This is a genomic window from Ruegeria sp. HKCCD4315, from assembly GCF_013112245.1.
Taxonomy (GTDB): Bacteria; Pseudomonadota; Alphaproteobacteria; order Rhodobacterales; family Rhodobacteraceae; genus Ruegeria.
Window position 1 is genome coordinate 115,509 of sequence record NZ_WVRN01000002.1, and the last position, 14,883, is coordinate 130,391.

General features: G+C 55.0%; 11 protein-coding genes. 10 read left to right on the forward strand and 1 reads right to left on the reverse strand.

Annotated features, from left to right (window positions below; genetic code table 11):
* Positions 1-16: 16 nt before the first annotated feature.
* Both GS646_RS18550 and GS646_RS18555 read left to right on the forward strand, forming a co-directional pair.
* Positions 17-1,117: an efflux RND transporter periplasmic adaptor subunit gene (locus GS646_RS18550; RefSeq protein ID WP_171187352.1), complete on the forward strand. Its 1,101-nt coding sequence runs from the start codon at positions 17-19 to the stop codon at positions 1,115-1,117.
* A gap of 8 nt (positions 1,118-1,125) precedes the next feature.
* Entirely contained in the window at positions 1,126-4,245 is a 3,120-nt protein-coding gene (locus GS646_RS18555; protein ID WP_171187354.1) for an efflux RND transporter permease subunit, read from the forward strand.
* A gap of 216 nt (positions 4,246-4,461) precedes the next feature.
* On the opposite strand, the gene GS646_RS18560 is transcribed toward GS646_RS18555, so the two are convergent.
* Positions 4,462-5,490, reverse strand: coding sequence for a substrate-binding domain-containing protein (locus GS646_RS18560; protein ID WP_171647923.1), 1,029 nt, complete (start codon positions 5,488-5,490; stop codon positions 4,462-4,464).
* A 137-nt stretch (positions 5,491-5,627) separates the two neighbouring features.
* On the opposite strand from GS646_RS18560, the gene GS646_RS18565 reads away from it, so the two are divergent.
* The 8 genes from GS646_RS18565 (at position 5,628) to GS646_RS18600 (ending at position 14,830) form a co-directional block, all read left to right on the forward strand.
* Positions 5,628-6,614 (forward strand): substrate-binding domain-containing protein, encoded by a 987-nt coding sequence (locus GS646_RS18565; RefSeq protein WP_171187358.1) that lies wholly within the window; start codon positions 5,628-5,630, stop codon positions 6,612-6,614.
* 62 nt (positions 6,615-6,676) lie between these two features.
* Positions 6,677-8,182, forward strand: a complete 1,506-nt coding sequence (locus GS646_RS18570; protein ID WP_171187360.1) for a sugar ABC transporter ATP-binding protein — start codon at positions 6,677-6,679, stop codon at positions 8,180-8,182.
* Complete coding sequence (locus GS646_RS18575; RefSeq protein ID WP_171647921.1) at positions 8,175-9,182, forward strand: ABC transporter permease; 1,008 nt, start codon at positions 8,175-8,177, stop codon at positions 9,180-9,182. Before GS646_RS18570 ends, GS646_RS18575 begins: the two co-directional genes overlap by 8 nt.
* Positions 9,179-10,171: an ABC transporter permease gene (locus GS646_RS18580; protein WP_171647919.1), complete on the forward strand. Its 993-nt coding sequence runs from the start codon at positions 9,179-9,181 to the stop codon at positions 10,169-10,171. The genes GS646_RS18575 and GS646_RS18580 overlap by 4 nt, the downstream gene beginning before the upstream one ends.
* A 2-nt stretch (positions 10,172-10,173) precedes the next feature.
* A complete protein-coding gene (locus tag GS646_RS18585) occupies positions 10,174-11,022 on the forward strand; it encodes a sugar phosphate isomerase/epimerase (protein ID WP_216600465.1) in 849 nt (282 codons plus the stop codon).
* A gap of 61 nt (positions 11,023-11,083) precedes the next feature.
* On the forward strand, positions 11,084-12,511 hold the full coding sequence (locus tag GS646_RS18590; RefSeq protein ID WP_216600464.1) for an FGGY family carbohydrate kinase: 1,428 nt from the start codon (positions 11,084-11,086) through the stop codon (positions 12,509-12,511).
* Complete coding sequence (locus GS646_RS18595; protein ID WP_171647915.1) at positions 12,504-13,184, forward strand: class II aldolase/adducin family protein; 681 nt, start codon at positions 12,504-12,506, stop codon at positions 13,182-13,184. The genes GS646_RS18590 and GS646_RS18595 overlap by 8 nt, the downstream gene beginning before the upstream one ends.
* Before the next feature lie 32 nt (positions 13,185-13,216).
* Entirely contained in the window at positions 13,217-14,830 is a 1,614-nt protein-coding gene (locus GS646_RS18600) for an FGGY-family carbohydrate kinase (protein ID WP_171647913.1), read from the forward strand.
* Positions 14,831-14,883 lie beyond the last annotated feature (53 nt).

Genomic DNA, 14,883 nt, shown 5'->3' on the forward strand with positions numbered 1-14,883 from the left:
GATAAGCGAGCATCGGATGAAAAAAACGGCCCAGTTACTTAGTGTTCTGATCGCCCTTGGATTGGTGGGTCCCGCAGCTGCGCAATCTGATCCACCGGCACCCAGCGTGGTGGTAGCTTCTGCAAAACTGGAGGAGCTGCAGAAGCAGGATAACTTCGTGGGTCGTGTGGTTGCTGATCAGAGTGTCGACCTTCAGGCCAGGGTGGAAGGCGTTCTGCTTGAGGTCAACTTTATCGAAGGGGGGGCAGTTACAAAGGGCGACGTTCTGTTCCGCATTGAGAAAAGGAAATATGCGGCCAGTGTTGAAGGCGCGCAGGCTGCTTTGAAAAGTGCCCAGGCTTCTGCGCTCAGCGCCAAGACGGAACTCGACCGGCAGCAGAAGCTTTTTGAGAAAGGCGATGTTCCCCAGTCCGTTCTGGACACGGCCAAGGCGGCCTATGACGAGGGTCAGGCTTCGGTGGATGAAGCGCAGGCCAATTTGAAGATCGCACAGATCGCGCTGGACCTTACGGACATCATCAGCCCTTTGGACGGGCGGATCGGTTTGTCGGCGATTGATGCAGGGAATATCGTCAATACCGACAGCGGCGTTTTGGCGACCGTCACAAGTGTTGACCCCATTCTGGTTAGCTTTTTTGTCAGTGAGCCTGTATTGCTGCGCGAACGCCGCAATGGATCAATCTCCCCCCAAGGTATCAAGCTTGCGACGCGGATCACTTTGGCCGACGGTCAGGCCTACGAGACAGAAGGCAAGGTGACGTATGTGGGCGACAGTGTCAGTCAGGACACCGATACTATTGAGTTGAGGGCCACATTCTCAAATCCCGATGGGTTTCTCATTCCTGGGCAGTTTGTCAACGTCACGCTCAGCGGGCCGGACGACTCCAGGGTGTTGACCGTGCCGCGCAATGCGGTTCAATTCGATAAGCAAGGCTACTTCGTGTTCTCTGTCGATAGCAAAGACACGGTTCATCGTATTGACATCGAAATTGGCACTCAGACGGCAACCAGAACCCAGGTAAAATCCGGCCTGAAGGACGGAGATCGCGTGGTCGTGCAGGGGTTGCAGAAAATTCATGACGGCCTTCTCGTGAAACCGGTCGATAGTCAGAGTTAGGGCTTGGCTTGGTCTCTCACTATTTCATCAATCGCCCGCATTTTGCTGCAGTCATCGCGATTTTGATGGTTCTCTTCGGCGCGGTTTGTGTGCGTCTTTTGCCTATTTCGGAATATCCGAACATTACGCCACCGCAGATCTATGTGTCTGCAAAGTACCCCGGCGCGGATGCGCAGGTGATACAGGAATCCGTGGCCACTCCCATCGAGGAACGTGTGAACGGAATCGATGGCATGTTGTACATGAAGTCCAAAAGCTCGAACGATGGCAGCTATGTTCTGAGTGTTTCGTTCCAGTTGGGAACAGATCCCAATGTTGCTGCGGTCGAGGTGCAAAACCGCATCGCGCTGGCAAGCTCAGAACTGCCGTCCGTTGTTCAGCAACAGGGCATCGAGGTCACCAAACAATCCGGCAACATGATCCTTGTGATCAACCTGACCTCACCGGACGGTTCGCGTGATGAGCTGTATCTGAGTAATTATGCGGCCGATTTCCTGCATGATCCCTTACAGCGTCTGCAAGGTGTGGGTGGGGTCACGCAGTTCGGTCAACTGGAATACAGTATGCGGATCTGGATCAACCCGGTTCGTATGGCCGCGCTGAACGTCACCGCGTCAGAGATCGCCGATGCGATTAAAAACCAAAATGTTGTCGCAGCGGCCGGTCAGGTTGGCGCTCCGCCATTTGGCGATGCGCGCACGGATTTCCAGTTTAAACTGCGTGCAGAGGGCCTGTTGCGAAGCGCGGAAGAGTTCGGCCGGATCATCATTTCCACTGGCGATGACGGGTCGATAACCCGACTGGAGGACATAGCGCGGATCGAGCTCGGTTCGGCCACCTATAGCGGCTCTTCGCAACTCAATGGCAAGGACACAGCGGCCATTGCGGTGCATCAGGAGAGTACCGCCAACGCGCTTGAGATTTCAGACAGCGTCCACAACCTGATGGGTGAACTGTCAAAAAAGTTTCCCGAAGGAGTCTCGTATGAGATCACCTATGACGTCACTGACGCCGTGCGTGTTTCAATCGAAGATATTCTTAAAACTCTGGCGCTGACCGCAGGATTGGTGATCGCGGTCACGTTTCTCTTTTTGGCCAGTATCCGGGCGACCATTGTTCCCGCAATTGCGATTCCTGTCTCTCTGCTGGGCGCAATCGCACTGATTTATGCGATTGGATTCAGTGCAAACATGATCACGTTGTTTGCCTTGGTCCTCGCCATCACACTTGTGGTCGATGACGCGATAATCATCATCGAGAACGCCGAACGGATCATGACCGAAGAAAGGCTTGAACCGCGCGAGGCTACGCTAAAGGCGATGTCACAAGTCAATCGCCCGATCATTGCAACCACTTTTGTGCTGGCGGCAGTCTTTACACCGGTCTGTTTTTTCCCCGGCTTGACCGGAACGATCTATTACCAGTTTGCGGCGACAATTATCTTTGCTTTTGTGCTGTCGGCGGTGAATGCACTGACCCTGGCCCCGGTGCTGTGCGCGATGGTCCTGAAATCAGGTATGCAACCGATTGGTCCATTGCGTTTTGTGCCGTTGGCGGTTTCATGGGGTAGGCGGCAGTACATGCGTTTGGTGTCGTGGATGTTAAGATACATCGCGGTGTCACTGCTTTTCTTCGCCGCCTGTATCGGGGCGACAATTTATCTGTTCAGAACGGTGCCAACCGGCCTTATCCCGCAAGAGGACAATGGTGTTCTGCTCTCGGCCATGACGCTTCCTGATGGCGCCTCGCTACAGCGTACACAGGCCTTTATGGCCAAGGCCGGTACGGTGATCGAAAAAGCACCCGGAGTGGACACTGTCACCACGGTGTCCGGGGCGAGCATGCTGGCAGGTGGCCGGTCGAATGTCGGTATGGCGATTGTTACTCTTAAGCCGTGGGACGAACGCACCAGCCCGGATCTGCACTGGGATGCGATTATGCGAGACCTGGACCAACAGCTGGCCACCCTGCCAGAGGCGGAAAGCTATGTGTTTCCGTTCCCAACAATCCACGGGCTAGGATCGGCGGGCGGAATTTCGGTCGAGCTTTTGGAGTATGAAAAAGGGGACGGTGTGCAACTGGATGCGGTGATGAACGCATTTGTGACCGCGTTGAATGCCGCACCCGAATTTACCCGCGCACATGGTAGTTTTTCGGGTCAGACACCACAGTATCATCTGTCAGTGGATCGGGACCGGGCCGAGACTCTTGGCGTAAGCGTGTCTGACATATTCACGGCGCTACAAGCCAATCTCAGCTCGTTTTTTGTCGACAACTTTATCGTGTCGGATCGGGTCTATTGGGTCGTCCTTTCAGCTGATGCGCCATTCCGTCAAACACTGGAGGATGTGGACAACATCTATGTCAAAAACAGTTCGGGCGAGTCGCTGCCGTTGCGAAATTTTCTAAGCAGTGAGCCGGTACTCGCGCCAGACACGATCCCCCGGTACAACTTGTTCACTGCGGCGTCTATCAGCGCGCAATTGGCCGAAGGGGTCAGTTCGGGTGCGGGCATCAAAGCGATTCAAGAGATTGCAGACAAAACACTACCGGACGGCTTTGGGATCGAGTGGTCCGGTGTGACGCAGCAAGAAGTAGAATCTCAAGGCATGGTGCCATTTATCATGTTGTCTGCCTTGATACTGGCCTACTTGTTTCTGGTGGTTCTGTATGAAAGCTGGATATTGCCCTTGTCGATCATCACGTCGGCCGTCTTTGCATTGCTGGGCGCGCTTATTCCGTTGGCGCTGTTTCCGTTTTTGACAAGCAACATATTCGCGCAGATTGGAATGGTGTTGCTCATCGGGCTGGCGGCCAAAAAGGCCATCATGGTTGTTGAGTTCGCCAATCAGGAAAGGCGTTCCGGCACCAATATTCACGAGGCGGCGATCAAAGCTGCCGAAATCCGGTTTCGTCCTGTGACGATGACGGGTCTGTGTTTCATCGTCGGAGTTCTGCCGTTGGTATTGTCCAGCGGTGCCGGTGCAGAGGCGCGCGTGTCCATCGGTTACCCGGTACTATTTGGCATGGTGGTGGATAGCACATTGGGCCTCCTGATGATCCCCGTACTCTATGCTGCGTTTCAGACGCTAAGGGAAAGGCTGATACAGACCGTTTGGGTGCGCTAGTTTGTTCGTTTCGTTGGCGGGTGGACGCTTCGACGAGGCAGAACTCACTGTGTTCTGAGTCGAGGTTGCGGAATTGCGCATCGTGTTTTTAGAACGACAAGAGTTCACGGACACAAATTTTGAAACATGCGAAAGGCGAACAAAGTGCATTGCGAAGGCCGATCACGTCACTTTCTCAAGTGAGCTGCGGAAGCAAAAGGCAGGGTTCCGGTTCGTTTACGTACCTTCAGACATCACAATCGGCTGTATGTGTATCACGTCGGAACCGTATGGCGCTGCGTTGTCGATGACCTGGAACATGGTGTCCACCATGGCGGTGACATCCTGGCGAACCGAGAACAGGTTTTGTGCCATATATTGCGCAAATGGATCCCAGTCGAAACTTCCAAAGAGAATTGTGTCCAGCGCGGCTCTGTCATTCTGTGCCAACCATTCGAAGACACCTTCCAATGAAATCGTAGAGTTTACGAACATAGCCGTCGGCATGCGGCCCGAAGCTTTCACTTTTGCCGAAAATGCAGCTTTGGATTTCGACGCCGCGTAGCCGCAAGCCAGGATGTTGTCTTCTATCGGACGCGCACCAGCATGATTAAACGCATCTTTAAAGCCACGTATCCGTTCACTTGTGTTGTGGTCAGTCGGACGTCCCCCAACGAACAGAAACTCATCTTGCCAGTTGAGCCCTTTCGCATCAGCACGCTCTATCAATGCCTCGGTCAGCTTATAAGCGCCGCTGTAATTGTCGGATATTATGGAAGGTGCAGCAGTTCCCGGCAGATCAAGGTTGATCGTTGGCACGTTCTGCGCACGGCAAATCTCGGCAATACCATCGGGATCGGATGCGCCGGTGCACACAATGTGATCCACGTTATAGGACAGCATTTGCCTGACGGTGGCCAATTCCAGTTCAGGTTCGCGATGTGTGCACGAGGTCATCGGTAGCAGGCCCCTGGCGCGCGAGGCTGTTTCAAAGCGCTCTGCGATAGCTCCGAAATAACGGTTGTCATACATTGGGATGATCATACCGATCATGCTTGATCTGACACTGCGCAGCGCACGCGCCTGCATATTTGGTGCATACCCCATCTCGCTTGCCAGTTTTCGGATGGTATTTGCACGCTCTTCGCTAATGCGTCGGTTGCGCCAGGATCCGTTTAGTACTGCCCCGACCGTGCTTGCCGAAGTGCCTGCGCGGTCCGCGATATCGTAGATCGTGACCTGCTTATTTGTATCGGTTTTCGCCAAAAATATATCCCTTTGACAAAATTAGCGGTTTCAATATAGCCTATGCACCATCGATTGCGCAACAAAGAACAACCGATGGTGCAATTATTTATAGGCCGGGTGCTGCTGTTTGGCGCTGGCCAATTAGGGAGGAAGTTATGAAGACAAAAATGATACTCGCAGCTTCTGTCTGCACACTTGCCCTAACGGCGACTTCGGCTGCCGCCGAGACCACGATGGGAATCGTAGTAAAGATCGGAGGGATTCCCTGGTTCAACGCGATGGAAGAAGGCATCAAGGAGCGCGCCGGTGAGTTGGGTGTCAGTGCCGAAATGATTGGTCCGACGTCTGCCGACCCAGCCCTTCAGGTTCGTGCAATCGAAGATCTGATCGCAAAGGGCGTTGATGTGATCGGGGTGGTGCCAAATGATGAAGCCGCGCTCGAACCTGTGTTGCAAAAGGCCATGGATGCCGGGATCAAGGTGATTGCACATGAAGGTCCGGGCCTTAACAATGTGGACTGGAACTTCGAGCTGGCCTCAGCAGATGGGTTTGGAGAGGCACATGCCAAATTGCTGTGCGAGAAAACCGAAGAGCCCGGCACCTACGCTGTTTATGTCGGGTCACTGACCGTACCACTACACAACGCGTGGGCGGATGCAGGTATCGCCTGGCTGGCTGAAAACTGTTCTGACAAATTGCAACCGGTGGGTGATCGTTATGGCGTTGCTGAAAGTGTTGACGACAGCCGTTCCACCGCACTTGATCTGATCGCAGCCAATCCAGATCTGCGCGGGTTCCTTGCTTTTGGAAGCCAGGGTCCGATTGGGGCAGGGCGCGCGATTGAAGAACGTCGTCTGGGTGGCAAAGTCCATGTGCTTGGTCCGTTCTCGCCGGGCCAGGGTCAGAAACTGTTGAAAGATGATGTCATATCCGGCGGGTTTATGTGGAATCCAGCCGAGGCGGGCCGTGTTTTTGTCACCTTGGGTGATATGCTTGTGAATGGAGAGGAAATCACAGAAGGCACCGAGATTGAAGGTTTGGGTGTTGTCAGCCCGGATGAAGCGACCCGCAATATCATCACGGATAACCTTTTGGAGATCAACAAAAGCACAGTCGACGAGTTGGCTGCGAAAGGTCTCTGAGGTCGTGGTTCGACGGTTTGGAGATCCGCGAAACGTGGGTCTCCACTCAGGCATAGAACACAATGAAAACTGATCCTGATACGGCCCCGGCGTTGAGGCTGCGAAACGTCTCGAAAACCTTCGGCGGGGTAAAGGCGCTGCAATCCGTCGATTTCGAAGTGCGGCCGGGCGAGGTACATTGCCTTGCCGGAGAAAACGGCTGCGGGAAGTCAACGCTGATCAAGATCGTTACAGGTGTTTATACAGCTGACCCCGGTGCTGAATTGGAATTGTTCGGCCACAGCTTTACTACGATTTCTCCAACAAAAGCGCGGGCGTTGGGTATTGCCGTCATATGGCAGGATCTTGCGCTGTTTCCGCATATGACAGTGGCGGAAAACATCGCTTTTGATGAGATGGTCGGGCTGATACCGCGCCTGAATTTTGGAAGCCACTACAGACGCCATGTCCAATCGGTTCTTGATCGTTTGCATGTACCATTGAACCTTGATACCCGACTGGGAGACCTACCGATCGCGCAACGCCAGATCGTTGCCATTGCCCGTGCTTTGATGGGTGAAGCCCGGCTGGTGTTCATGGATGAACCGACGGCTTCGCTGACCCAAACCGAAACAGATGCATTGTTGGAGGTGGTGCGCACGCTATCCTCACAAGGGATCGCTGTTGTTTTTGTTAGTCACCGTCTGGCCGAAGTTATCGACATTTCTGAGCGGGTCACAGTTCTGCGCGACGGTAAGCTTGTCGGCGTGTATTCTACGGAAAACATGACACAATCCCGCCTAGGTGAACTGATGACCGGGGCGTTGTTGGAGCACACAGTCAATGCGCAGGACCGCGCACAGGCGGAACCCGTGCTGGAAGTTCAGGGGATGTGTCGGCACGGCGAATTCCAGAATGTCTCCCTGACCATACGGCGCGGAGAGGTACTTGGCCTTACCGGTTTGATCGGTGCTGGCCGAACAGAACTTGCCCATGCACTGATCGGAATGAACCCGTTGGATGTGGGCGAAATCCGGTTGGAGGGTACACCGGTCCGCTTTGCCTCAATTCGCGAGGCCATCGCACGCGGTGTTGCCTATGTGTCCGAAGACCGCCTGTCTTTAGGACTTATCCAGCCGCAATCCATTGCGGACAATACCGCTATTTCTGTGCTGGACCGCATTCTCAATGGCCTTGGCTTGTTGTCTCCCAAACGCCAATCCGACCTTGTTGGGCACTGGATCAGAGAACTTGCCGTGAAAATTGGAAGGCCAGAAGACGCAGTCTCGACACTGTCAGGAGGCAACCAGCAAAGAGTTGTTTTGGCAAAATGGCTGGCAACCGAACCACGGCTTTTGATCCTGGACAGTCCGACTGTCGGTGTGGATGTCGGGGCGCGGGCCGGCATATTTAAGATCGTGCGTCAGTTGGCCGATGAGGGGCTGGCGATCCTTCTGATCTCGGACGAGGTGACCGAAGCGATGTTCAATTCGGATCGTGTCCTTCACATGGCGGATGGGCAGATTGTGGGCGAATACGATCCACGCACCACCAGCGTGTCTGAACTAGAGGCACGTATCTATGCGTGACCACTTTCGAACACACCCCGTCGAAGCGCGCCTCAGCGTCGTTCTGCTTTTGATGATCTTCGGTTTGTCGCTTGGCACCGACACATTCCTGACAATGGGAAATGTCACGTCGCTGTTGAACAATAACGCAGTCAATCTGATCTGGGCGGTCGGCTTGCTGGTTGTCCTAATTGCTGGCGGTATCGATATTTCCTTCGCGGTGGCTGCTTCGGTTGTTCAATATGTGGCAGCTCAGGTTTTCATGAGCATTGGCGGCGGCAATTGGGCGATTGGTTTTTTCGTTGCAGCTCTGCTCGGGATCGGTCTCGGACTGGTCAACGCGCTTTTGATCCACGGATTTCGGGTGATTTCCATCGTTATCACCATCGCCACCTTCAATGCGTTCTTTGGATTGCTGATGTTCTTCACCAAAGGCCGAAACATCTACAACCTGCCGGATTGGTGGACCGACCGCATCTTCATCTTCGAACGGCAGGCGGCGGACGGGACCTGGTCAGAACTGAATCTCTCGGTTGCTGTCATGATTGTCTGTGTGGTCGCGACTTGGGGTCTCATTCGCCTGACTACGCTTGGTCGCCAGCTTTATGCTTTTGGCGATAATCCCGAGGGCGCTCGGCGTGCGGGTGTGAATATCTGGCAAATGCAGATCGTCGCCTTTGGATGGTGCGGAATGATGGCCGGGATCGGTGGGTTGATGCAGGTAAACATTGCGCAAGAGGTGGTGCCAAATGCGCTTTACGGTCGAGAGTTGGACGTGTTGGCCGCGGTAGTGCTTGGCGGTGCCCGGTTGGGCGGCGGTCGTGGCACCGTCTTTGGATGCATTCTGGGGGTTATGTTTGTCGCGATCACGCAAAACGGTCTGAACCTTCTGGGGATCTCTCCCTTTGCGTTCCAGATGATTATCGGCGCTGCGATCCTGTTGGCGATTTCGTCATCGAACCTGAGCTTTGGTTGGCGTCCGCGTGCTGCCACTAGTGTTGCAAAGGCAGAAACGGGATGAACCTGCGCGAAAGAATACATGCGGCACTTGGGGCCGAAACCCTGCCATTGCTTGTCTTTCTCGGCTTGGTCTTTCTGGCGTTTTCCCTGGCGACACCGTTGTTTTTGACGGGCGCTAACTTGCGCTCAATGGCCTTTCAAATGCCGGTATTGGGTCTGCTGACATTGGCCATGCTTGTGCCGATCCTGTCGGGCGGATTGAACCTTGCGATCATCTTTCAGGCCAACATTTCGGGGCTCGCATTGGCGTGGGTTCTCATCGCGTTCGGAGGGGCCGAAGCGGGGCCAGGGGCTTTCGTTCTTGGAGCAGCGCTTGCCTTGCTGGCTGGCGCCGCTTCTGGTGCTGTTATGGGGGTCGTGGTGGCCTATGTGGGCGCGCACCCTATCCTGGTTTCGCTGGCCATGATGATTTTCCTGCGTGGTTTGGGTGAATTTCTGACGCGCGGCGGCGATATTTCGGGTTTCCCGGAATATATGAATGTACTGGGTCACGGCAGTTTTCTGGGCATTCCGGTTCCGATGATCATCTTCCTGCTGGCCGCGTTTGTTTGGCACATCATGCTCAAACGCACGCGGCACGGGTTCTCGGTCTACATGATCGGTTCGAACATTCAGGCGTCTGAGTATTCCGGGCTGCCGACACGTCGTACCCTTGTGTTGATTTATGCCATTTCAGGCATGATCTGCGCTGTGGCGGGCATCCTGATGGCCGCGCGCTTCAATTCAGTCCGTGTCGGCCATGGTGAGGCGTTGCTTTTGGTAACTGTTCTGGCGTGTTTTCTGGGCGGGATCGATCCGTTCGGAGGGTTCGGGCGCGTGCTGCCAGTGGTTCTGGCCCTGATTATTCTGCAGGCTCTTTCATCAGGTCTGAACCTGATCGGAGCCAACCAGCATCTGTCTACGGCTGTCTGGGGTTTGTTTCTGATTGGCGTGATGGCGTTGCGGTGGGTTGGCGCGCGATGGCAATTAAAACGACGAAGGGGGACATGATTATGGAAGGTTTCGGCGTACATACCAGCATGTGGACGATGCACTGGGATCGCGATGGGGCCGAGCGGACAATACCCGCCGCGGCCGCCTATAAGATGGACTTCATCGAGATTGCCCTGCTGGATACAGGCGTTGTCGACGCAACCCATACGCGTGACTTACTTGAAAAATACGAGATGCGAGCCGTTTGTTCGCTGGGGCTGCCCGAACAAAACTGGGCCTCGGTCAATCCCGATGGCGCAATCGGGCACCTTGTCAATGCTATGGACAAAGTCAAAGAAATGGGCGCAGAAGCTCTGTCTGGTGTCACGTATGGTGGCATTGGAGAACGCACAGGTGTGCCGCCCACTCAGGCCGAGTATGACAATATCGCACGCGCCTTGGAGGGCGCCGCGAAACACGCAAAAACCCTGGGCATCGCCTTTGGTATCGAGCCCGTGAATCGCTATGAGAACCACTTGATCAATACGGGTTGGCAGGCGGTCGAGATGATCGAGAAAGTAGGTGCCGATAATATTTTCATCCATCTCGACACTTATCACATGAATATCGAAGAGAAGGGCGCAGGCAATGGTATCCTCGATGCACGCGAACACTTGCGTTACATTCATTTGTCGGAAAGCGACCGCGGCACACCGGGTGAGGGGACCTGCGATTGGGACGAGATCTACGCCACATTGGCGGCGATTGGGTTCAAGGGCGGGCTCGCAATGGAGAGTTTCATCAATATGCCGCCACAGATCGGGTACGGACTGGCGATTTGGCGACCCGTTGCCCCTTCTTTCAAGGATGTTATGGACAAGGGTTTGCCGTTCCTCAGGAACAAGGCCGCCCAATACCGGCTCATATGACTGCGGTGCAAGGTTCACCCGGACATGAGAGAGGCCGTCCCACAACCCCCGTGGTAAGACGTTGACGGGCAAGGGTGATATCGCGGTTCTTGACGTTGGTAAAACCAATGTCGAACTTTGGGTCGCCAGCGAAGATGGCACTTTGCTGGAGAATTGGTCGACCCCCAACACTGTGCTGGATGGCCAGATTTGGCGGTTTCACGACCTGGATGGTATCGCAGCCTGGCTTATCGGTACTCTTTCCGAGCTCTGCCAACGGCACCCAATTCGGACGATTGTACCTGTTGGTCACGGTTCGGGCGGTGTGCTTGTGAGTTCCGATCCGGATAGCACCGGCGCCGGATGCGTCTTGCCCATGATCGACTATGAACAGGCATGTCCACCCGAAATTGATGTGGAATATCGCAGAAAGGCGGGAACGTTCGAGGACCGTGGCAGTCCGATAATGATGGCCTCCACTCACTCCGCCCGACAGTTGCTGTGGATGGAACGCGCCTGCCCAACTGAGTTCGGAAAGGCCCGATATTTTCTGAATATTGCGCAATTCTGGGGATGGTGGCTGACCGGTGTTGCGGCTTCGGAATACTCTGCGATGGGCGCGCAGTCGCATCTGTGGAACGTCCCGCGCCGCCGCTGGACACCAATAGTTCAAGACCATGGCTGGCAGAGAATGATCCCAGAGTTTCGGGCGGCCTGGGAACCGCTTGGGCCGGTTCGCAACACTCTGGTGCAGCGTTTCGGCTTGCCTCAAAACATGGTTGTACTGACTGGCGCGCATGACTCTTCCGCGAATTTCTTCCGGTATCTGGCTGCTCAGATTGCTGACTTTACACTTGTTTCCACGGGTACTTGGGTGGTTGCATTGTCGCGCGAAGCAGACATTGCAAGTCTTGATCAAACGCTCGGAACAACAATCAACGCCGATATGGATGGCGACCCGGTCGGAGGTGCATTGACGATGGGTGGGCGCGAATTCTCGGCCATAGCAGGACCAGACCCCGATAAACAGGCTGCCGATCGCAAGGTCTTGGAACGATTGATTAGTCGCGGAACCATGGCGATACCAAGTTTTGGAGAAAACGAAGGGCAGTTTCCCGGCTCGGCAAGGCAAGGGCATTTCGTTGGGGCACCTCCGGCAGACGAGTTAGAACGCAAAGCGCTGGCGGTGCTTCATTCGGCGTTGCTGACAGTGACCTGTTCTGATGTGTTGAACGGTGGGGACAGGCTTATTCTGGATGGGACCTTTCTGAATGAGCCGCTTTATGCGCCCATTGTTGCTGCTCTGCGCCCGGAACGTCGGACCGAAGCGTCACATGAAACGCATGGTGTTGTCGCCGGTGCGTTGCAACTGGCTTGCAAACACTCTGGATCTTCACCGCCACCTCTGGCGCTTGATCCGGTAACCCCTATTGTGATGCCTGGTCTGGCAGAATACGCGAAGCAGTGGCGCAAGGCCGCAAACGGACAAGGAGCCCGCCTCAATGACTGAACGAGAATTGCGCGAGCGCATGGTCGAGACATGCCTAAAAATGAATGCCACCGGAATTAATCAGGGTACGGCAGGCAATTTGTCGGCCCGTTTCGAGCGCGGGTTCCTGATCACGCCATCATCTCTGCCGTATGACAAGATGAAACCCGAAGATCTGGTCGAGATGGATTTCGAGGGCACCTATGTCGGGCGCAGGCCATCGTCGGAATGGCGGTTCCACCGTGATATTCTGCAAAAGCGGGCGGATATCGATGTCGTGCTGCACTGCCACTCGGTCTACGCAACCACGCTTGCCTGTCACCATCGTCAGATTCCGGCGTTTCACTACATGGTGGGTGTGGCTGGGGGTACAACGATCCCTTGCGCACAATATGCAACCTTTGGGACTCAGGATTTGTCTGACGCGGTGCTGACTGCGCTTAAGGACCGAACCGCGTGTCTATTGGCCCAACACGGGCAGATCACGATTGGCAAGACTTTGGACGAAGCTCTTTGGCTGGCGACTGAAGTCGAGACCTTGTCGCGCCTTTACGTGCAGGCGTTGCCGTTGGGGGAACCACCGATATTGTCGGACGATGAAATGTCACGTGTTATCGACCAGATGCAGCGTATGAAGTATGGTTTTGGCCCCGAGTCCGAGGGCAGCAACGATGTTGCGAGGCCACGCATCTAACAACGCCAGAGAAAACAGAAGAGACGGGAACAATGCGATTTTTCTTGGGGGTTGATGTCGGGACCGGCAGTGCGCGCGCAGGAATATTCGATTCAGAAGGTCACCTGCAAGGCTGCGGTGTGTGTGAACTTGCGCTGTTTCAAGAAGGCGCGGATATTGTCGAACAATCCTCGACGCAAGCTTGGTCCGCAGTCTGCAAGGCTGTGCAAGCAGCAGTGGCCCAGAGCAACGTCGACCCGAAGGATGTTGCCGGCATCGGGTTCGATGCCACATGTTCTCTCGTCGTTGTAGGCAAGAACGGGGCACCGTTACCCGTGGGATCCAGCGGGGACGCAGCGCGGGACATCATCGTCTGGATGGATCATCGTGCCATGGCAGAGACGGATGAAATCAACGCAACGAAGCATGCTGTTCTGGCTTATGTGGGCGGAGCTGTTTCACCCGAAATGCAGTTACCGAAGCTTCTTTGGCTCAAACGCCACATGCCCGAAACATTTACTGCTGCCGAGCATTTCTTTGACCTGACGGATTTCCTGACATGGAAGGCCACAGGATCTACGGCGCGGTCAAGTTGCACGGTGACATGCAAATGGACCTACGTCGCGCGAAGCGGCGGTTGGGATGAAAGCTTTTTCAAACAAACAGGTCTAGGCGAACTGGCGGAAGAAGGCTTTCGTCGCATTGGCAATGAAATAACCGACCCGGGGCAGCCTTTGGCGAATGGACTTACTGCCGATGCGGCCAAATCGCTTGGTCTTGTCGCGGGCACCCCTGTTGCCGCCGGGTTGATCGACGCTCATGCTGGCGGTGTCGGAACGGTGGGCGCAAAGGGTCTTGGTCCTGCGAACGAAAACATGGCGTATGTGTTCGGGACATCTTCTTGTACAATGACAACAACCGCCGATCCTACTTTTGTTCCTGGTGTCTGGGGGCCGTACTACTCGGCAATGCTGCCGGGCATGTGGCTGAATGAAGGTGGTCAGTCCGCTGCTGGTGCTGGAATAGAACGGCTGATTGCGATGCACCCCGCAGTCCAGCAAGCGGCAGATCACGCCAAAAATGCGGACCTTTCCGTTCCCAACTGGCTGATGACGAAGGCAACGGAAATGGTCGACAGCTCTGGCCATCTTGTTGACCTCGCCCGTGACCTGCATGTTGTTCCCGAGTTCCTCGGCAACCGCGCACCGTTTGCCGACCCGCGCACACGCGCGGTGATTGCAGGGCTGGACATGGACACATCGCTGGACAGTCTTGTCAGCCTCTATATCGCCGGTCTCTGTGGGTTGGGCTACGGGCTGCGGCAAATCATCGAAACGCAGGCGGAACACAGTGCCAAAATCTCGAACATAGTTGTCTCCGGAGGGGCCAGCCGACAAGAGCCCGTGCGGCAGCTTTTGGCGGATACAACGGGCATCTCAATTTCTGGCCCGGAAACTGAAGAGCCGGTTCTTTTAGGCGCGGCGATCCTTGGGGCCTGCGCAGCCGGACAGCACGGTGCGAGTTTGTCCAAATGTATGTCAGAGATGTCACGCGTTTCTGATGTTTATCGGCCCTCGGGCGGACGGATTTCAGATCTTCATCAAAGACGGTTTCAAACCTATCAAGCCTTTCAAACTGCAGCACGCGCAGCTGCTGCTTCGACGTAGGGTTTGTTTTTGCAATTTTTCCCGTTGGCCAATTGTATTGCCAAGTTCTGACC